The sequence below is a fragment of the Exiguobacterium sp. BG5(2022) genome (assembly GCF_031844365.1).
Classification (GTDB): Bacteria; Bacillota; Bacilli; order Exiguobacteriales; family Exiguobacteriaceae; genus Exiguobacterium; species Exiguobacterium profundum.
Window position 1 is genome coordinate 41,302 of the sequence record NZ_JAUZVB010000003.1, and the last position, 18,427, is coordinate 59,728.

The window sequence follows — 18,427 nt, forward strand, 5'->3', positions numbered from 1 at the left end:
GCAAACTTTTTTTATATGCGGTCCATGGCGACGGTCAAGGAGTATGAATCTCCGCGAAAGAGTGAACGACTATACTCGAACATGTCACCGTTCTCGAGATAAGTTCGCTGGTCAATCAGCAATACCGGTGCGTTCGGAGAAATGGTGAGGAGCTTGGCTTCTTCTGGACCGGCGCTCCGGGCTTCGAGTGTTTGTGTTGCATTTTTCAGGCGTAAGCCATGCTGTTCGGCATAAGCATAAATCGATCCCGTCGCGTCATCTTGCGTCAGGTCAGGCAATAAATGAACGGGAATATAGGCGGTTTCGAGCGCAAGTGGGTGATCATCGGCGAGTCGTAGCCGTTTCATTTCATAAACCGGTGTTTGATTTGGGATGCTCAGTTGCTGCGCGATGCGATCCGTTGCCGGAATGACCTCGTATGACAAGAGACGGCTGAGCGGTCGCATGCCTCGATGTTTGATTTCCTCGGAAAAACTCGTCAGTCCCGATAACGTCATCGCAATCTTCTGACTCGCGACGAACGTGCCTCTTCCTTTTTGACGGCTCAAGTAACCGGCGTTGACGAGGTTCATGATGGCTTGACGAATCGTCATCCGACTGACGTGAAATTGCTCGGAAAATTCACGCTCTGAAGGCAAGGTGTCTCCTGGTTTTAACAATCCGTCATCAATTTGTTGCTTTAAGTACGCTTCAATTTGATAATAAATAGGTAACGGAGATTGTTTATCGATTTCTAACATATCATTTCGCTCCTGACTGAGAAGATGTATGTTTCATTATAGACGAAATTAAACTAGTTGTCTGAACAGATTATAGAGAGAAGGTGGAGGACAAGATGGAACCATATACAGCAAGTACAGTCGTGACCTCAATAAAGGAAGATGGCAAAGGTCATTGGCACACACTCGAGAACAGCCCGTTTTATGCGGAAGGTGGGGGACAACCGGCTGACCGTGGATGGATTGGGACGCATCCTGTACTGGACGTACAAATCAAGGACGGGGAAGTATGGCATCTCTTGTCAGAATCATTACCAGCGGGCACGACGATAGAGGTTCGAATCGATGAGGACGTCAGACGGGATCATTCCATCCAGCATACTGCTCAACATGTGATAACGGCGATTTTGGAAGACCGTCATGGCATTCGGACGCTCAGCTTTGGAATCGGAGAGACCGATTCATCTATTGAGATTGAAACGGCAACGATGGACTGGGTGCACGTTGAGGCACTTGAACAAGAGATGCAACAAGTCATCTTTGAAAACCGTCCGATTCGTGTCTATGAAATCCCAAAAGAAGAAGTAGACCGGGCGCGCTTACGGAAAGAGACGGACCGAACGGGGATGATTCGCATCGTCGAAATCGAAGGTCTAGATTACAATGCATGTGGTGGCACTCATGTGGAGACAACGGGACAACTCGGTACCATCCATGTGACGGCGATGAAGAAAGTGAGGGGGAATCTCCGCTTGACGTATGTGGCGGGAAGTCGAGCGATCAAGGCGACTCAACAAGCGCGAGCAGCGTTGCGGACGATTCACCATACATTCTCGACAACGAATGAATCCGTGGCAGCCCGTGTAATCGAAGAACATACGATTCGTTTGGAACGTGAAAAAGAAATCAAAACGCTCGAAGAACGGATTGCCAAAGCGAAAGTGGAGGCCGTGTTGAAAGAAGATAACTATGTGGCCTTACATGTCGGGAGAACAGAAGCGGAAACGTTGACGACCGCCATCATCGAACGAATCGCAGCAACAGGACGAATTGCCGTTGGCGCTAACTATGGAACGCAGAAATTGTTCGTCATGCATGACGGGACACAGGATATCGCCGTCGGCACATTCTTGAAAGCGGCGCTCCAAGAGATGAAAATCGGTCGTGGCGGTGGAAGCCATAAGCAGGCCCAAGCGCGTTTCACATCCGTAGCGGAACTAGAAAAGGGAATCGAAGAAATCGTGAAACGATTGCAGGAAGGAGTTTTACCATGTTGATCATTCAATCGGGAAACGAAGCAGCGTTGATTGAACAGGCCAAACAAGTGCGGGAGATCGTATTCGTTCAGGAACAAGGAATCGATGCGAGTTTAGAATACGATGATTTAGACGATATGTGTACACATGTGGTCGGGCTCCTTGACTTCGAACCTGTGACGACAGCGCGTCTTCGTCCAGTCGACTCGACTGTCGGAAAAGTGGAGCGAGTGGCGACGATTCAATCGGCCCGGGGCCATGGATATGGGAAAGACATTATGATTGAAGTTGAACGTGTCGCGAAACGTCAAGGGTTGGTTGAACTACGATTGGGTGCACAACTGACGGCGCTTCCGTTTTATGAAAAGCTCGGGTACGAGGCGTTCGGAGATGAGTTTTTGGATGCCAATATCCCGCACCGCATGATGCGAAAAACATGGTAATCTTTTTTTGAAATATCCCATTTTTCTAAAAAAAGGTTGGCAAGAAGATTTCGTTTTGTTATAACTAATACTAACAACTGACAGATAGAGGTTGCGAATGACATGAGTAAGCTTGGTTGAAACGGACGCACTCCGGACCGAGCCGAAAGGGGAAATTCGCCGAAGTCGACGTTCACGTGCGTGTGAATGAAGGCTGGGGTAGTCGTGAATAACGCCTACACTGCCATGGTCAACTACCATGGAGCGCTATCTACGGAACGATTCTTTAATCGTTTTTCAACTGCGCGTACAAGCGGCAGACCGTAGGGAGAGTGCTTCCTACCGGTCTGCCGCTTTTTCTGTTGGTGGACATCTTGAAAGTGGGGAACTTGATGACAACCGTACTGAAATTTGGTGGCAGCTCCGTTGCCACAATCGAACAAATACAAGCCATTTCGGACTATTTACAGACACGTGTGGCGACCGGTGAAAAATTGGTCGTCGTCGTATCGGCGATGGGCAAAACGACAGATTCGCTCTTGTCGCTCGCCAAACAAATCACGGATCGCCCGATGATTCGCGAACTCGACCGGCTACTCGCCGTTGGAGAAGAACAGACCATCAGCCTACTCAGTATCGCCTTGAACTCGCGAGGCGTACCGGCCATCTCATTAACAGGACAGCAAGCCGGGATTGATACGATGGGCATTCATACGAAGAGCAAAATCAAAGCGATTCGGAAAGAAGTGTTACACGAGAAGTTGCGTCAATACGACGTCCTGATTGTCGCCGGATTCCAAGGCGTGAATGAAGCGGGAGACGTCACGACCCTTGGGCGTGGCGGTTCGGACACGACAGCCGTCGCACTGGCGGCCGTCCTCAGTCAGCGTTGTGAAATTTATACGGACGTCGCGGGTGTATATACGACGGACCCACGAATCCATCCGACGGCGAAACGGCTTGATACGGTCTCCTATGACGAGATGATGGAGATGAGTGCACTCGGTTCAAAAGTGATGGAGATGCGAAGCGTGGAGCTCGCAAAGAAATATGACGTCAATATTTTTGTTGGGAAGACGCTTTCGAGCGAAGGAGGAACATGGATCATGGATACGACGCAAGCGATGGAACAGAAAGCAGTCACGAGTGTGAGTGTCGTCAAGAACGTACTCAGTGTCTCAATCAAACATATTCCGCATACGGCGGCGGGAGTCGCAGACATTTTTGAACGATTGTCAGAGCGACACGTCAACATCGATATGATTTCACAGACGGCATTCGACGGCGAAGTGTTTCTCTCGTTCACATGTCCGCTCGATGAAGAGGCGTTTTTAGAAGAGGCGCTCGCGGAGTTGACAGCGACCTTGCCTCAAATCAAAATCGATCGTCATACGGAACATGCAAAAATTTCTGTCGTCGGAATCGGTATGCGAGACGCGACAGGGGTCGCATCAGAGCTCTTTGCGACATTCCGTGAGATGGGGATTCCATTCTATCAAGTCACGACGTCTGAAATCAGTATTTCCTATACGATTCAAGAACAAGACGTAGAAGCGGCAGTCGCAGCCATTGCGGCCCGGTTCCACTTATAAGGGGGGAGCATAATGTATAACGTAGCAGTCGTCGGTGCGACAGGTGCCGTCGGACAAAAAATGATTGACGTCTTAACAGAATATGAATTTCCAATCAGCGAATTGAGACTCTATGCTTCAGCCCGCTCGGCAGGAAAGACGGTCGAGGTGAATGGGCAATCGATCGTGATTCGTGAATTGACCGATGCGATTTATGCGGACCCAATCGATATCGCACTCTTCTCTGCAGGTGGGAGCATCAGTGAACAATATGCCCCTCGGTTGAGTGAGCAAGGAGTCATTGTCATCGATAATTCAAGTGCATTCCGAATGCAAGAAGGAATTCCACTCATCGTACCGGAAGTGAACCGAGTCGAACTCAGTCCGGAGAGAACGCTCATCGCGAACCCGAACTGTTCCACGATTCAATCGGTCGTGGCGCTCGCGCCTCTAGCGGAAGTATACGGACTGACACGCGTCGCGTACACATCTTATCAAGCGGTATCGGGATCGGGTCAAAAAGGGATCGATGACCTCGAGCGCGGTGCGCGCGGAGAGGAACCGACGAATTATCCGTATCCGATTTATGATAACGTGTTGCCGCACATCGATGTATTTCAAGAAAATGGCTACACGAAAGAAGAACAGAAGATGATGGATGAGACACGTAAGATTTTAAATGCGCCAAACCTCGGGGTGACGGCCACTTGTGTCCGGGTGCCGGTGCGAAACAGTCATGCGGTCTCAATCACGGTGTCGCTCGAGCGAGATGCGACGGTCGCAGAACTGAAAGCAGTCCTTGCCGATGCACCAGGGGTCGTGTTAATGGACAATCCATCCGAATTGACATATCCGACACCGCTCGATACGAACGGGACGGATGAGGTGTATGTCGGACGAATTCGCCGAGACGATTCACAACCCAATACGTTCCATCTTTGGTGCGTTGCAGATAACGTCCGAAAAGGGGCGGCAGCGAATGCCGTTCAAATCGCACAATGTATGATTAGTCAAACAGCGACGAAATAAGGAGGAGATGACATGTTCACAGGAGTGGCGACAGCACTAGCTACCCCATTTCAAGAAAATGGGCAGTTGAATCTAGAAGCATGGGCGGCATTAATTGAAGACCAAATCCAAGAAGGTGTGACGGGTCTCGTCATCGGTGGGACGACCGGCGAAGGGATGACAATCACTGATGACGAGTTTGAGACATTGCTCGTTCGAGCGGTGGAGGTCGCAAACGGTCGAGCCGTGATCATCGCGGGGACCGGTTCGAACAATACAGCAGTCAGTATCGAGAAAACGAAACGGGCCGCCGAACTTGGTGCGGAGATGGCGATGGTCGTCACACCGTACTATAACAAGTCGACACAGGTCGGGCTGATTGCTCACTTTACTGCGATTGCGGATGCGTCACCGATTCCGCTCATGCTCTACAATGTTCCGTCACGGACGGGTGTCGCCTTGGCACCGGAAACGGTCGGTGAGCTCGCGGAACATCCGCGCATCACGGCCTTGAAAGAAGCGAGTGGGGATATCTCGGTCATGGCGCAGATGATGGCCCATATTCCGGAAGGGTTCACCGTTTACTGTGGAAATGACGATCAAATCTTGCCGTACATGGCTTGGGGCGCACAAGGGGTCGTCTCCGTTTTATCAAACGTCTATCCGGGAGCGACGGTCGCGTTGGCAGACGCCCTATTGGCGGGTGATTTGCAGACAGCACGTACGTGGCAAATTCGTTTACTCCCAGTCATCGATGAACTTTTCGCAGAAGTGAATCCGATTCCGGTGAAGGCAGCGCTTCAAGCGCGAGGATTTGAAGTCGGTGCGCCACGTCTGCCGCTCGTTCCAATGAGCGCGACGGCTGAGGCGAAATTACTATCGGCGATGGAACAATTCAATGAGGTGAGACAATGAATGTTCTCATCCATGGTTTTGGCGCAATGGGACGCATTGTCGAAGAGGTCGCTCATGCGCAAGGTGTAAACGTAACGGCAATCGTCTCACAGGGAAGTGACGAGCACACGGCGACTCTGAATGAGGTGGACGTACCCGTCGATGTCGTGATCGACTTTTCGAACCCGGCGTTACTCCCTGATTTACTCGCGTTCGGACGGGAGCGCAATATTCCGCTCGTCATTGCGACGACGGGCTTCACACCGGAAGAATTGGCCGAGATCGAGACGGCTTCACGAGAGATCCCAATCTTTCAGTCTTATAACACCTCATATGGGATTGCACTGTTGAAACAGTTGCTCGACCAACTTGTCCCGCTCACTCTCGGATATGATATTGAAGTGATTGAGGCACATCATCGGAAGAAAGTGGACGCACCAAGCGGGACGGCAGAATTATTGGCACGTGCCATCGAAGCGAAGCGTGACGTGACACCGATTTACGAACGAACGTCACGTCGGGAAGCGCGTGCTACCGAAGAGTTGGGCATGCATTCCATTCGGGGTGGCACGATCTTCGGTGAGCATACCGTGCTCTTCGCCGGAGATGATGAAATGATTGAATTGAAACATACTGCGTTATCGAAACGCGTCTTTGCAAACGGGGCCCTTGCCGCTGCGGCAACGATCATCGATCGCCCGGCAGGACTTTATAATCTATCGAACTTATACGAGGAGGCTACTCATGTTACTCACAAACGCTTATGAAATCGCACAATATATTAAAGATGCTAAGAAGGAAACACCAGTTAAGCTTTACGTCAACGGTCAATTGGCGGGTCTTGAAATCGAGGAAGCGAAAGCATTCGGAACGGATGAGTCGAAACTGTTTTTGACGACGGCAGAACGCGCTGCGGCATTCTTAGAAGCCAATGCATCGGTCATCACAGATTCTCATCTTGAATATGATCGTCGCAACAGTGCTGTACCGATGCTCGATACGACACGACTCAATGCCCGAATTGAACCAGGCTCGTTCATCCGAGATCACGTTCAAATCGGCAACAACGCGGTCGTCATGATGGGAGCTGTCGTCAACATCGGAGCTGTCATCGGAGATGGTTCGATGGTCGACATGAACGCTGTCATCGGAGCACGCGGAACGCTCGGGAAGAACGTTCACCTTGGCGCAGGTGCCGTGGTCGCAGGGGTTCTTGAGCCACCTTCAAAAGATCCGGTCATCATCGAGGATGGTGTCATGATTGGGGCGAACGCAGTCATCTTAGAGGGCGTTCGCGTCGGTGAAAACGCAGTTGTCGCGGCAGGAAGTGTCGTCACACAAGACGTCCCTCCAGGTGTTGTCGTTGCGGGAACACCTGCACGAATCATCAAACAGAAAGATGAAAAAACTTCTGAAAAAACGCAACTTGTTGATGACTTACGCTCTCTCTAACGTATAATAGACAGAAAATATAAAAAATGAGGAATGGGAGAGTTGCATTATGGAACAGTATGGACAATGGATGTGGAAAGACGGGGCTTGGATTGAGCCGACTGACGCAAACACGAGTATCATGACACACGCGATTCATTACGGAAGCGGGTTCTTTGAAGGGATTCGCGCGTATCACACGGAGGAAGGTCCTGCCATCTTCCGATTACGTGAACACTTGGAGCGACTTGTTCGCTCGTGTGCATACTACCACGTCACGCTACCGTATACGGTAGATGAACTCGAACAAGCCACGATGGAATTGATTGAGCGAAACGGATTTGAAGCATGCTACATCCGTCCGTTCGTCTTCCTTGGAACACCATGGCAGGCACTTATGCCGACTGCTGAGACGAAGGTACATGTTGCCATCTCGTGTTGGCCGCTCGGTGAATATTTTAACAAGACGGTCGGGATTCGAGCGAAAGTGGCCTCGTATCGCCGCGTGTCTTCTACAATGATGCCAATGCAAGCGAAAGCGGCATCGAACTATATGAACTCACAGCTATTAAAAGGAGAGGCGCTCCGTGACGGATTCGACGAAGCGATTGCCCTTGATATGAACGGAAACGTCAGTGAGGCGAGTGTCGCGAACATCTTCCTCGTGAAAGGAAAAACGATTACGACACCGTCCCTTGACTGTTCTGTACTCGATGGCATCACACGTCAAACGGTGATGCAATTGGCTCGCGAGGCCGGTTATGAAATCGTCGAGCGCCATATCGGACGCGATGAGCTCTATGTGGCTGATGAAATCTTCTTAACGGGAACGGCAGCCGAGGTGACGAGCGTCATCGAGGTCGACCATATCTCGATTGGTGGAGGTGTCCAGACGGTTGCGACAGAAATGTTGACACGCTATCGTGAAGCCGTAACAGGACAGCTTCCGGAACACCGCGATTGGATCACGTTCGTGAAATCAGCAGTAACAGAGTAAAGGAGTTTTGCACGATGGGAGTCACAATTGACTTAAATGCGATTCGCGAAAACAAACGCCGGATTGAAGCGCTCGGGCGCCCCGTGTTTGCGGTCGTGAAAAACAATGCCTATAACCTAGGAATGGAGCCAGTTGTGACGACTTTGTATGATGAAGGAGTCCGTCACTTCATGGTGACCACGTTAGAAGAAGCGATTGAAGTGCGAGCGCATGCAGAGTCGGCTCGCGTCCTCGTCATGAATCCGATATACACGTGGGAACACGTGCATACCCATGAATTTGACGTCGCAATCGGCTCGTATGAATGGCTCGTTTCACAGCGTGAGCATCTCGATGGCGTTCGCCTTCATTTGAAATTGGACGTCGGCATGAACCGATTCGGTGCCAAAACGTTTGAAGAAGCGCTACAGATCGTCGCCTTCTGCCAAAATGAAGGATTGAACCTTGTCGGACTATGTACACATTTTCCGCTCGCGGATGCGGACAATGCCGAAGTCGAGCATAGCGTCCAAGTCGAACGCTTTGCCGACTGGTCGACACGTTTGATGGAACGTCATACGTTTGAACTGATCCATGCGGCAAATAGTGCGGCCACGCTTCAAGACGACTCGCGCTTGCACCATTGCACACATGTGCGTGTCGGTATTTTCTTATACGGTTATTCATCGGTTGAGCCGGTTGAGTGGCTCGTACCTGCGTTTTATTGGGAGACAGAAGTGGTTGCCGTCCACGACATCGAAGCGGGGGCTCATGTCGGGTATGGAACGGGATATACCGCGGAATCGAAAGAACGGATTGCTGTCTTACCTGTCGGATATGGGGATGGATTGATGCGGGCGAGACGTCACTTGCCTGTTCACATCGAGGGGAAAGCATACCCGTTCATCAGTAACATCTTTATGAGCCATAGCTTCATCAAAGTCGACGAAGACGTACAAATCGGCGACCGCGTCACATTATATGGAATCGAGACGAAAATCGATGACGTGACACGTGTTGGCTATGCCAACAACTCAGAACAGCTCTGTGCCCGTTCGTGGCGTGTCCCACATCGCTTTGAAGGAGGAATTGTATGTACACCACCAATCAATCAGAATGTTTGATCGAAGGCGTGTCCGTCCGTGAACTTCAAGCGACGTACGGGACACCTTTATACATCATGAGTGAGCCAGAACTAGAGCGTCGCCTTGGAATTGTCCAGAATGCGTTTCTAGATAAGTATCCGAACACGTATGCGTTATACGCGTCAAAAGCATTATCGATTGCGGCCGTTTATGAAAAAGTGATGGCCGCAGGGTTAAGTGTCGACGTCGTCTCAAGGGGTGAGATGTACGTGGCACTGCATGCCGGTGTACCGGCGGAGCGCATTCACGTCCATGGATCGAACAAGACGATTCTTGACATCACGTATGCTCTCGAACAGGGGATTACACACTTTACCATCGACAATATGCGGGAGATCAGCCTCTTGTCAGGACTTGCGGCTGAATACAATCGCGAAGTCGATGTGCTTCTCCGCATTGTGCCTCAAGTTGTCGGGGGTGCCCATGCGGCGATTCAAACGGGTGGGGTTGATACAAAATTCGGTTTCCCGACGCATGACGACACGTATTTAGACGCGATTCGTGCAACGTTAGAAGCCGAGCACTTACAGTTGAAGGGAATCCATTGTCACGTCGGTTCTCAAATTCAAGATCCGACCCTCTTCATCAACACGGTGAAGACGATGGTGCGCTTCATGGATACGATTCGTCAGGAAACCGGCTATACGACGGACGTCTTGAACATCGGCGGGGGATTCGGCGTCGCTTACTTGGATGAAGACGAATATCTCGATTTTGCCCAGACGATGGAGCAAGTGATGGAGACGTTGGTCGAGGAGGTCGAGGCACGTGAATTGCCACTTCCGAAAATCGGGATTGAGCCGGGACGTTGGCTCGTCGCCAATGCGGGTGCCACGCTTTATGAGGTGGGGACCGTCAAAGAAGTGAGTGGCGTTCGTACATTCGTGTCTGTCGATGGCGGGATGACGGACAATATCCGTCCGGCATTGTATGACGCGGAGTATGAGGTCGTGGCAGCGACTCGGATGAATGAAGAGAAGACGCTCGAGGCAAAAATAGTCGGAGCGTGCTGTGAGTCGGGAGACATCATCTCGAACCGCTCATTGATCCCCCCTGTCACACCAGGTGATTTATTACTTGTCAAAGCAACAGGAGCGTACAATTTCTCCATGGCGAGCAACTATAACCAGATGCTTCGTCCAGCTGTTGTCTTCGTGAAGGACGGGGCACATCGACTTGTCGTTCGTCGCCAAACGTTTGAAGACTTGGTGGCATGTGAGGTCATTGGACAATCAACGTAAGACTGCAGAGCAATCTGTAGTCTTTTTTTTGATTTTGAAATGAGAACGTTTTTCAATTATGATAGAGAAGAGAAAAAAAGGGGAAGTGACGGTCATGACAAAGACAGCAGCACAAAAGCTAATTGAAGAAAGACGTACGGTCCGTATGTTCAAAGAAGCACCAATCGATACGAAAGTGCTCTATGAAGTGTTGCAATCGGCACATCATGCACCATTTCACAATAAAGTCGAACCATGGAACGTGTATGTGTTCAATGGGGATGGGAAGCAAGTGTTACTCGATGCACTCGAACCAGCCTTCTCGGAGGCGTCAGAAGGGCAACGCGAAAAGGTGACGGGACGGATTTTAAATGCGGCAACCTGTATGTATGTGACGGCAAAACATTTTGAAACGGACAAAGGGAATCGTGACGCGTTACTCGCGACGGCGACATTCATTCAAAATGTTCAGCTGCTCTTAAGTGAACGTGAGATCGGAATGGTCTGGCGGACGGGTGGACTGTTTGATGATGCACGGTTGAAGGAAATGATTGGGGCGGAAGGGGAGACGTTTATCGGTCTCCTGCAAATCGGGAAATATGACACAGAAGATATCCCTACACCGAAAGCGCGACAACCGATTGATTCGCATCTCATCATGTTTGAATAATAAAAAGCGAGCGATGGGGAATCCCTTCGCTCGCTTGATCTATATATCGGTCAGTTATCGCTTTAATTTTGTTGCGAGCCAATCTTGAATCACAGTCGTTGGAATCATCCAGTCGTTCCTCCATTTTTAGAATCTTCTTCTCTACTATTATCCAAATGCATACGTTCCCAAACCTCTCGATGTGCGCCATGAAGGGCATCATCGAATGAATCATCGATATGAAGGCCATAACTTGGATTGATGGACGAGGCATACAGGTCTAGCATGAGTTGATCATGGTTCGGATACATAGAGTGGGCTCCTTTCAATACATCAGCTTGGCTACAACTTCAGTATACAAAGGAACTATGTAGAAAATTCGAGAGAAACGTTAACATTTTATGAATCTTGTAAACGCTTTCACAATTGTTGGATTTCGCGAACTGGAACGCACGACTGCTTATATTGTTCGGCACGCTTGGCATATTTCTTTACCGTTCTCTCCATGATAAAACAATCTTCATCGTTTAATGGACGAACGACTTTTGCTGGGACGCCCATGACCATCACCCCTTCAGGAATTTGCATGTTTGGTGTGACGAGCGCACCGGCAGCGACAAAGGACCCTTTTCCAATCTTCGCCCCATCGAGTACGGTAGCGTGCATGCCAATCAAGCAATCTTCTTCAATCTCACAGCCGTGAATCATCGCCATGTGGCCAATCGAGACACGGTCATGAATGATTGTCGGTGAGCCTTCATATTGATGAATCATCGAACCATCCTGAATGTTGACGTATGAACCGATTTGAATGGGTCCTTCGTCTCCACGGATGACGGTATTGAACCATACTCCCGAGTGAGCACCGATGGTCACGTCTCCAATCACGTGTGCCCCTGGTGCAAGATAAGTCGTCGGATCGACTTTTGGTGTCAACTCTCCTAATTTGTATTGCATCGTTGTAACCCCTTTCAGAAAGATATGTTATCATTGTCGCACAACTTGAAAAAGAAATTGCAACGAAAAGAATATTCTTGGTAAGATAGTTAAAATACATTGAATAAGGAGATCAAGAGATGGAGAAACAACATTTGATTGACATCGCCGCAAAGAAAAAGAAAGCGGCCGTCGTCTTTAAAGACGTCGCAGTGATTGACGTGTACAGTCGTGAGACGATTCGTACAGACGTCGCCATCGACGCAGGATATATCGTGGCTATTGGGGAAGGGTACGATGGAGAGGTCGAGTATCACGATCCGACGTGGACGCTTGCGCCGTCCTTTATCGATTCGCACGTCCATATCGAGTCATCGATGGTCCCCCCGCATGAATTTGCGAAAGCAGTCTTACCACTTGGTGTCACAACGGTGATTGCTGACCCTCATGAGATTGCGAATGTGAACGGAGCACTCGGGATTGAGTACATGTTAGCAGATGCGAAAGGACTTCCACTCGACGTTCGGATGATGCTTCCGAGTTGTGTACCAGCGACACCATTTGAACATGCGGGCGCAAAACTGTATGCAGAAGATTTGGTACCGTTTTTAGGAGATCCAGGGGTGCATGGCCTAGGTGAAGTCATGGATTATCCTTCGGTTGAAGCCGGAAGTGAAGACATGCTTCAAAAAATCGCACAGACGGAACAAGCGGGTAAAGTGGTCGACGGACACGCATCGGGACTTGGCCCAGACCAATTGAACGTCTATCGTTCTGCAGGAATCATGACGGATCATGAATGTACGACTGCGGAAGAGGCGATTGAACGAGTGCGACGTGGATTCTACGTTCAAATTCGGGAAGGGTCCGTTGCTCGAAACGTGGAGAAGGTGAGCCTAGCCGTTACGGAAAGCAATGCCCACCGCTTCCTTTTCTGTACGGATGATAAGCATTTGGATGACTTGGTCGCGGAAGGTGGAATCGACTACAACATCCGTACCGCCATCAAGCAAGGGGTTAAGCCGGAAACGGCCTATGCCATCGCAAGTCTACATGCCGCAGAGGCCTATGGATTAAAAGAGGTCGGGGCGATCGCACCTGGTAAGAAGGCGAACTTCGTTATCTTGTCAGACGTCGAATCGGTAAAAATCGAACAAGTCTATGTGAATGGTACGCTCGTCGCGGAGAAGGGGAATGCGACGTTTGAATCGGAAGGAATTGAAGTGCCAAAACCGATGAAAGGTGAGCTCGCTTTACCCGAATTGACCGCCGAGTCGTTCCGACTTGCCGCAAGTGAAGAAGAAATCGATGTCATTCAAGTGCTTCCGAACAGCTTGTTGACGAAACGACAGCGTCTCACGTTCCAACCAGACGCATCAGGCGCAGATTTATCGCAGGATATCGCGACGCTTGCCGTCATCGAACGCCATCACGGGACAGGCCATATGGCTCTTGCCCCGGTAACGGGATTCGGCTTGAAACGAGGTGCCCTAGCAGCCACGGTTGCCCATGACAGCCATAACTTGGTCGTCGCCGGGGTCAGCCCGGAAGACATGTTGCTCGCGGCGAAAACGCTTGAAAAAGTAGGGGGAGGGGTCGTCGCCGTATCGGAAGGAGAAGTGCTTGCTGTCCTTCCGCTCGAGATTGGTGGACTGATGACGAAGCGACCATATCGTGAAGTGGCAGAGATTCTGGAACAGCTCAATGATGCGCTAGATGTCGTGGGAGCCCATCGTCATTTCAATCCGTATTTGACGATGTCCTTCCTCGCCTTACCGGTCATTCCTGACTTGAAATTGACCGATATGGGATTGTTCGACGTGACCACGTTCTCATTCATCAACGCTTGACTCGGTCTAACGTATGATTTTTGTTAAGAACCGCCGATAACGATTGAATGCGTGACGGGAAGTTGGTATAGTTACGTCAAGTTTCATCGGGTCAACATTGAAAGGGGGGATATTACAGATGGAACAAGTTGCTTACAATCGGTCGTATGATGAACATGAGGAATTGATCAATTCTGTATATCGTGCTTTCAAGGACCGATGCGAAGAACTACCAGAAGAAACTCAGACAAAACGTCGTTTACGACGACTCATTTTCTCTACGATTAAAGAACAGACGAAGTCTCACGCTGACCGATTCGTGTTGTATCACTTCTTCAACGACTTCTTTAAAGCGGTGGAAACGAATGACCAAGAAGCACTCGCTGTCTTGAAGCGAATCATTCGTGATGAAAAAAACTATTGATATGTGACACCAACCTGTGATAATTTAGACGTAACTTTAAATGAATATTCGTGCTATCGATGAGGTAGAGGTGCGATGCTGATGAGTAAGTAGTCGGAGGATGACAACGATGAGGACTACAAAAAGGCAGGATCGCCGAAGTGCAACACCATGTCCGTGGGGTTGTGCTGGGCTGACGGGAAATACCCGTCGGACTGCCATACATATTTACGTATGGAGCGCTCCAAGTCGGCTAAGAAAGACGGAACATCCAGCGAGGGTGTCGGCTTTGTTGCCGATGCCCTCGCTTTGCGTTTTTTTAAGCATAGGGGGGCCTCATCCTAATAAAAAAGGAGGAATTCAGCATGGTAGATTATTCAACATCGGTACTCTCACTCGTACCGGCATTACTTGCAATTATTATGGCAATCACAACACGAAAGGTCATCCCATCACTCGGTGTCGGGATTATCGCAGGAGTCCTTCTCTTGCATAACTTCAATCCAATTGATTCGATTCAATACTTGTGGTCGAACATCATCGCTTTATTCTGGGCGGATGGAGCCATCAACGAATGGAACGTCTTGTTGATTGCGTTCTTGCTCCTTCTCGGGATTTTATCGTCAATCATTCAAACATCAGGTGGCGCACGCGCATTTGGTGAATGGGCTGCGTCGAACGTCAAGACAGCACGCGGTGCACGTCTCGTCTCATTCGGACTTGGTATTTTGATTTTTATCGATGACTACTTCAATAGCTTGGCGGTCGGAAACATCAGTCGTCCACTCACAGACCGTAAAAACATCTCACGTGCAAAGTTGGCTTACATGATTGACTCAACGGCAGCACCTGTCTGTGTCATCAGCCCGCTTTCAAGTTGGGGTGCATATATCATCGCCATCATCGCAGGTATTTTGGCAAAATACTCGATTGACAGCTATTCGTCATTCTCTGCATTCATTCAAATCATCCCAATGAACTTCTATGCCGTCTTCGCACTACTCTTGACAGCATATGTGGCATTCACTGGACTTGCCATCGGACCGATGCGCACGCACGAACTTCGTGCCCTCCAAGGGGAGTTGTATGATTCGGCAAAAGGAAAGCCGATGGGAATGAGCGAAGATTTACACGAGCACGAAGGTGGAAAAGTACGTGATTTGATCGTACCAATTATCACGCTTATCATCGCGACAGTGTCAGCGATGCTTTACACGGGTGGTCAAGCGCTCGCGGCTGACGGTCAAGACTTCTCGTTGATTGGAGCCTTCGAATCGACAGACGTGACACGCTCACTCGTTGCGGGTGTTGTCATCAGTTTGATTGTCGCATTCTTGCTTCTCATTGGTCGTAAAATCCCAACACGTGACTATGGAAAAGCGGCATGGGAAGGCGTTCGTGCCATGTGGCCGGCTGTCTTGATTCTCTTGTTTGCTTGGACAATCATTGCGGTCATCAGCGACATGAAGACTGGTGAATACTTGGCGAGCTTCGTGACAGATACAATCGCTGCATCTTACTTGCCACTCCTTCTCTTCTTGATTGCCGGAATCATGGCATTCTCGACAGGAACGAGTTGGGGAACATTTGGTTTGATGCTTCCGATCGGTGCCGACTTGATCATGGCTGTTGAACCGGAACTCCTTCTCGCGTCACTTGCAGCTGTATTGGCCGGTGCGGTGTTTGGTGACCACTGTTCACCAATCTCAGATACAACGATTCTCAGCTCAACAGGAGCGGGCTCGCACCACATCGACCACGTGGTGACACAATTGCCGTATGCTATTCTTGCAGCGGTCGTGTCAGCGATCGGTTACTTGGTGCTCGGGATTACAGCATCGATTTGGATCGGATTCTTCGCTGCATTGATTTCGTTTATCGTATTGGTAGGAGTCGCAGAAGTGATTTCAAAACGTGGGAAAGTACCTGCAGAACTTCGCGCAAAGCGTGAGGCGTGATATATGAAAATGACTTCCATCAAATCGATGGAAGTCATTTTTTATGTGCGGTCGTCACTGCATAAGTGAGACGGTCGAGTAGTTTACCGAGAATGAACCAAAAGGGAACTATGATGTCCAGTGATAGGCTGTGGTAATAAAGATGAATGACGTACAAAGAAAACCAAGGTGTCTCGAGCAACCAAAATGGAGGCGAAGTAGATGTTCTTGTCATCCAATCTAGATACATTCATGATGCAGATCGTGACAGCTAATAAGGTGAACCGCAGTGTCAAACTCTTTATAGAGAGACTTTCACGACAGAAAAACCTCCCTGGTCCATGTAGGAATCAAGGAGGTTACAATCATTATTTCACGTCAAGCCACTTGAAACTTGCATCGGCACCGAACGGGTGACGGTACATGTTCTCGATGTTTGAACGCTCTAAGTATGCCTCACCTTTTTGATAAATCGGAGCGATGGCAAAGTCTTCTTCGAGAAGGATGCGTTCTGCTTCTTGCATTGCTTCCCAACGTTTCATCTGATCGGCTTCTTTCTTCGCAGATTGAATCAACTGATCATATTCGTCATTCGAGTACTCCATACGGTTAAACGGTCCGTCTGTGACCCACATGTCGAGGTATGTCATCGGATCCTGATAGTCAGGGCCCCAACCAGCTGCAGAAACGTCATATTCGCCTTTCCCTTCAAGATCAAGGAAGTTTTTGAACGGTTGCTGTTTGATGTTAAGTGTCAAACCAGGCAAGTTCTTCTCAAGTTCGCCTTTGATGAACTCGTTCACTTTCTTGAACGCTTCTTCGTCACGTGAGAGGAACTCGAGTTCGATTGTTTCAACACCTAATTCTTCTAATCCTTTTTCCCACGCGGCTTTTGCTTCATCTACGTTGTAGTTGAGGAGGTCTGGATACTTCTCACGGAAGTCAGCTCCGTCTTCTGTGAACGTGAAGTCTTTCGCTACGATATAGTTCGCCGGTTGCGATCCATCTGTTAAGATGACATCTGTCACACTCTGTTTGTCGAATCCTTTCGCAAGTGCTTCACGGATGTTGACGTTTTGGAGCGCTTCGTTCTTTTGGTTGAAACGAAGGAAGTTGATTCGAGCATCGGCACGCGTTTTGAACTCGTCGCTGTCTTCGAATTGCGGAACGAATTCAGAAGAGAGGAGCGTGTAGTCCGCTTCACCCGACTCGAACAAGTTGACCCCAGTCGATACGTCTTTTACGACTTTGACGTTGATCGTGTCCATCTTGACGTTTTCAGCATCCCAATATTCAGGGTTCTTCTTGTAAACCCATCCTGCATTGTCTTGCCACTCGCTCAAGACGTAAGGTCCGTTATAGAGTGTCTTGTCGACAGATGTTGCGAACTCTTCGCCTTGCTCTTCGACGTACTCTTGTTTTTGCGGCATATACGTTGGGAATCCAGTCAAACCTAAGAAATAAGGAGCTGGTGCTTCCAATTGTACTTCAAGCGTTTTTTCGTCAATCGCTTTTGCGCCGAGGTCGTCGAGCGACATTTCACCCGCAAGGATTTTGTTCGCGTTTTTCAAGTCTTGAAGAATATAGGCATACTCCGCACCTGTTTCAGGATTGAGGGCACGTTTCCAAGAGTAAACGAAGTCTTCAGCTGTAATTGGAGAACCGTCTGACCAGTTTGCGTCACGTAACTTGAACGTGTATGTAAGTCCATCCTCAGATACTTCGACATCTTCGGCAATCCCCGGTGTCGGTTGGTTGTTCTCATCTAGACGATACAATCCTTCGAACACGTTGTTTGTCACGATGATCGATGTCGAGTCTGTTGTCAGTGTCGGATCGAGCTGCGGCAAGTCCGTCGCCGATACCATTGTGATTTCTTTTTTCGCATCGCTCGAAGATGAACCTTCTGAACTTGATGAGTCATCTCCTGTGCTACAAGCAGCCGTCGCCAATAATGCGACCCCCGATAACGCTAACCATTTTTTGTTACGCATCATACAACCTCCCGAAAATTCTGATAATTTAGAATAT

Annotated in this window: 18 protein-coding genes and 2 riboswitches; of the genes, 14 read left to right on the forward strand and 4 right to left on the reverse strand. The window is 49.4% G+C overall.

Annotated features, from left to right (window positions below; translation table 11 throughout):
- Window positions 1-11: 11 nt before the first annotated feature.
- Window positions 12-740 carry a GntR family transcriptional regulator gene (locus tag Q9R25_RS12335; protein ID WP_159563504.1) on the reverse strand — a complete coding sequence of 243 codons (729 nt, stop codon included), beginning with the start codon at window positions 738-740 and terminating at the stop codon, window positions 12-14.
- A 95-nt stretch (window positions 741-835) separates the two neighbouring features.
- Here Q9R25_RS12335 and Q9R25_RS12340 point away from each other — a divergent pair, with 95 nt between their 5' ends.
- The 11 genes from Q9R25_RS12340 (at window position 836) to Q9R25_RS12390 (ending at window position 11,312) form a co-directional block, all read left to right on the forward strand.
- Window positions 836-1,996, forward strand: coding sequence for an alanyl-tRNA editing protein (locus Q9R25_RS12340; protein ID WP_311283229.1), 1,161 nt, complete (start codon window positions 836-838; stop codon window positions 1,994-1,996).
- Complete coding sequence (locus Q9R25_RS12345; RefSeq protein ID WP_311283230.1) at window positions 1,990-2,418, forward strand: GNAT family N-acetyltransferase; 429 nt, start codon at window positions 1,990-1,992, stop codon at window positions 2,416-2,418. The genes Q9R25_RS12340 and Q9R25_RS12345 overlap by 7 nt, the downstream gene beginning before the upstream one ends.
- 77 nt (window positions 2,419-2,495) lie before the next feature.
- Window positions 2,496-2,675, forward strand: a riboswitch (Lysine riboswitch).
- A gap of 114 nt (window positions 2,676-2,789) precedes the next feature.
- Window positions 2,790-3,989 carry an aspartate kinase gene (locus Q9R25_RS12350; RefSeq protein ID WP_078147890.1) on the forward strand — a complete coding sequence of 400 codons (1,200 nt, stop codon included), beginning with the start codon at window positions 2,790-2,792 and terminating at the stop codon, window positions 3,987-3,989.
- A gap of 12 nt (window positions 3,990-4,001) precedes the next feature.
- Complete coding sequence (locus Q9R25_RS12355; protein ID WP_311283231.1) at window positions 4,002-4,997, forward strand: aspartate-semialdehyde dehydrogenase; 996 nt, start codon at window positions 4,002-4,004, stop codon at window positions 4,995-4,997.
- A 12-nt stretch (window positions 4,998-5,009) separates the two neighbouring features.
- Window positions 5,010-5,891 carry a 4-hydroxy-tetrahydrodipicolinate synthase gene (gene dapA, locus Q9R25_RS12360; RefSeq protein WP_269318393.1) on the forward strand — a complete coding sequence of 294 codons (882 nt, stop codon included), beginning with the start codon at window positions 5,010-5,012 and terminating at the stop codon, window positions 5,889-5,891.
- Window positions 5,888-6,637: a 4-hydroxy-tetrahydrodipicolinate reductase gene (dapB, locus tag Q9R25_RS12365; protein WP_311283232.1), complete on the forward strand. Its 750-nt coding sequence runs from the start codon at window positions 5,888-5,890 to the stop codon at window positions 6,635-6,637. The genes dapA and dapB overlap by 4 nt, the downstream gene beginning before the upstream one ends.
- The gene (gene dapD, locus Q9R25_RS12370; protein ID WP_015880745.1) at window positions 6,615-7,322 is read left to right on the forward strand and encodes a 2,3,4,5-tetrahydropyridine-2,6-dicarboxylate N-acetyltransferase; all 708 of its coding nucleotides are present in this window, start codon (window positions 6,615-6,617) and stop codon (window positions 7,320-7,322) included. The genes dapB and dapD overlap by 23 nt, the downstream gene beginning before the upstream one ends.
- Before the next feature lie 49 nt (window positions 7,323-7,371).
- Window positions 7,372-8,298 carry a branched-chain amino acid transaminase gene (locus Q9R25_RS12375; RefSeq protein WP_074037806.1) on the forward strand — a complete coding sequence of 309 codons (927 nt, stop codon included), beginning with the start codon at window positions 7,372-7,374 and terminating at the stop codon, window positions 8,296-8,298.
- Between the two features lie 14 nt (window positions 8,299-8,312).
- Entirely contained in the window at window positions 8,313-9,401 is a 1,089-nt protein-coding gene (alr, locus tag Q9R25_RS12380) for an alanine racemase (protein WP_074037805.1), read from the forward strand.
- Window positions 9,371-10,663, forward strand: a complete 1,293-nt coding sequence (lysA, locus tag Q9R25_RS12385; protein ID WP_214689095.1) for a diaminopimelate decarboxylase — start codon at window positions 9,371-9,373, stop codon at window positions 10,661-10,663. Before alr ends, lysA begins: the two co-directional genes overlap by 31 nt.
- Window positions 10,664-10,757: 94 nt before the next feature.
- Window positions 10,758-11,312, forward strand: coding sequence for a nitroreductase family protein (locus Q9R25_RS12390; protein ID WP_251028335.1), 555 nt, complete (start codon window positions 10,758-10,760; stop codon window positions 11,310-11,312).
- Window positions 11,313-11,416: 104 nt separating this feature from the next.
- Here the strand turns inward: Q9R25_RS12390 and Q9R25_RS12395 are convergent, their stop codons facing one another.
- Together Q9R25_RS12395 and Q9R25_RS12400 are read right to left on the reverse strand one after the other, a co-directional pair.
- Window positions 11,417-11,602 carry a hypothetical protein gene (locus Q9R25_RS12395; RefSeq protein WP_074037801.1) on the reverse strand — a complete coding sequence of 62 codons (186 nt, stop codon included), beginning with the start codon at window positions 11,600-11,602 and terminating at the stop codon, window positions 11,417-11,419.
- 109 nt (window positions 11,603-11,711) lie between these two features.
- Window positions 11,712-12,248 carry a gamma carbonic anhydrase family protein gene (locus Q9R25_RS12400; RefSeq protein ID WP_311283233.1) on the reverse strand — a complete coding sequence of 179 codons (537 nt, stop codon included), beginning with the start codon at window positions 12,246-12,248 and terminating at the stop codon, window positions 11,712-11,714.
- Between the two features lie 119 nt (window positions 12,249-12,367).
- On the opposite strand from Q9R25_RS12400, the gene ade reads away from it, so the two are divergent.
- The 3 genes from ade (at window position 12,368) to Q9R25_RS12415 (ending at window position 16,417) form a co-directional block, all read left to right on the forward strand.
- A complete protein-coding gene (ade, locus tag Q9R25_RS12405; RefSeq protein WP_311283234.1) occupies window positions 12,368-14,077 on the forward strand; it encodes an adenine deaminase in 1,710 nt (569 codons plus the stop codon).
- A 118-nt stretch (window positions 14,078-14,195) separates the two neighbouring features.
- Window positions 14,196-14,480, forward strand: a complete 285-nt coding sequence (locus Q9R25_RS12410) for a hypothetical protein (protein WP_015880753.1) — start codon at window positions 14,196-14,198, stop codon at window positions 14,478-14,480.
- Between the two features lie 57 nt (window positions 14,481-14,537).
- Window positions 14,538-14,712, forward strand: a riboswitch (Lysine riboswitch).
- A gap of 112 nt (window positions 14,713-14,824) precedes the next feature.
- Entirely contained in the window at window positions 14,825-16,417 is a 1,593-nt protein-coding gene (locus Q9R25_RS12415) for a Na+/H+ antiporter NhaC family protein (RefSeq protein WP_311283235.1), read from the forward strand.
- Between the two features lie 347 nt (window positions 16,418-16,764).
- Here the strand turns inward: Q9R25_RS12415 and Q9R25_RS12420 are convergent, their stop codons facing one another.
- Window positions 16,765-18,390 carry a peptide ABC transporter substrate-binding protein gene (locus Q9R25_RS12420; protein ID WP_159563514.1) on the reverse strand — a complete coding sequence of 542 codons (1,626 nt, stop codon included), beginning with the start codon at window positions 18,388-18,390 and terminating at the stop codon, window positions 16,765-16,767.
- Between the last annotated feature and the right edge of the window lie 37 nt (window positions 18,391-18,427).

Excerpts from the sequence above, each read along its gene's own strand:
- Q9R25_RS12375 (WP_074037806.1), top strand. The coding sequence starts at position 7,372 with ATGGAACAGTATGGACAATGGATGTGGAAAGACGGGGCTTGGATTGAG.
- Q9R25_RS12350 (WP_078147890.1), top strand. The coding sequence starts at position 2,790 with ATGACAACCGTACTGAAATTTGGTGGCAGCTCCGTTGCCACAATCGAA.
- dapB (WP_311283232.1), top strand. The coding sequence starts at position 5,888 with ATGAATGTTCTCATCCATGGTTTTGGCGCAATGGGACGCATTGTCGAA.
- Q9R25_RS12420 (WP_159563514.1), bottom strand. The coding sequence starts at position 18,390 with ATGCGTAACAAAAAATGGTTAGCGTTATCGGGGGTCGCATTATTGGCG.
- Q9R25_RS12345 (WP_311283230.1), top strand. The coding sequence starts at position 1,990 with ATGTTGATCATTCAATCGGGAAACGAAGCAGCGTTGATTGAACAGGCC.
- Q9R25_RS12390 (WP_251028335.1), top strand. The coding sequence starts at position 10,758 with ATGACAAAGACAGCAGCACAAAAGCTAATTGAAGAAAGACGTACGGTC.
- Q9R25_RS12355 (WP_311283231.1), top strand. The coding sequence starts at position 4,002 with ATGTATAACGTAGCAGTCGTCGGTGCGACAGGTGCCGTCGGACAAAAA.
- Q9R25_RS12335 (WP_159563504.1), bottom strand. The coding sequence starts at position 740 with ATGTTAGAAATCGATAAACAATCTCCGTTACCTATTTATTATCAAATT.
- dapD (WP_015880745.1), top strand. The coding sequence starts at position 6,615 with ATGTTACTCACAAACGCTTATGAAATCGCACAATATATTAAAGATGCT.
- dapA (WP_269318393.1), top strand. The coding sequence starts at position 5,010 with ATGTTCACAGGAGTGGCGACAGCACTAGCTACCCCATTTCAAGAAAAT.
- Q9R25_RS12340 (WP_311283229.1), top strand. The coding sequence starts at position 836 with ATGGAACCATATACAGCAAGTACAGTCGTGACCTCAATAAAGGAAGAT.
- lysA (WP_214689095.1), top strand. The coding sequence starts at position 9,371 with ATGTACACCACCAATCAATCAGAATGTTTGATCGAAGGCGTGTCCGTC.
- Q9R25_RS12415 (WP_311283235.1), top strand. The coding sequence starts at position 14,825 with ATGGTAGATTATTCAACATCGGTACTCTCACTCGTACCGGCATTACTT.
- alr (WP_074037805.1), top strand. The coding sequence starts at position 8,313 with ATGGGAGTCACAATTGACTTAAATGCGATTCGCGAAAACAAACGCCGG.
- Q9R25_RS12395 (WP_074037801.1), bottom strand. The coding sequence starts at position 11,602 with ATGTATCCGAACCATGATCAACTCATGCTAGACCTGTATGCCTCGTCC.
- Q9R25_RS12410 (WP_015880753.1), top strand. The coding sequence starts at position 14,196 with ATGGAACAAGTTGCTTACAATCGGTCGTATGATGAACATGAGGAATTG.
- ade (WP_311283234.1), top strand. The coding sequence starts at position 12,368 with ATGGAGAAACAACATTTGATTGACATCGCCGCAAAGAAAAAGAAAGCG.
- Q9R25_RS12400 (WP_311283233.1), bottom strand. The coding sequence starts at position 12,248 with ATGCAATACAAATTAGGAGAGTTGACACCAAAAGTCGATCCGACGACT.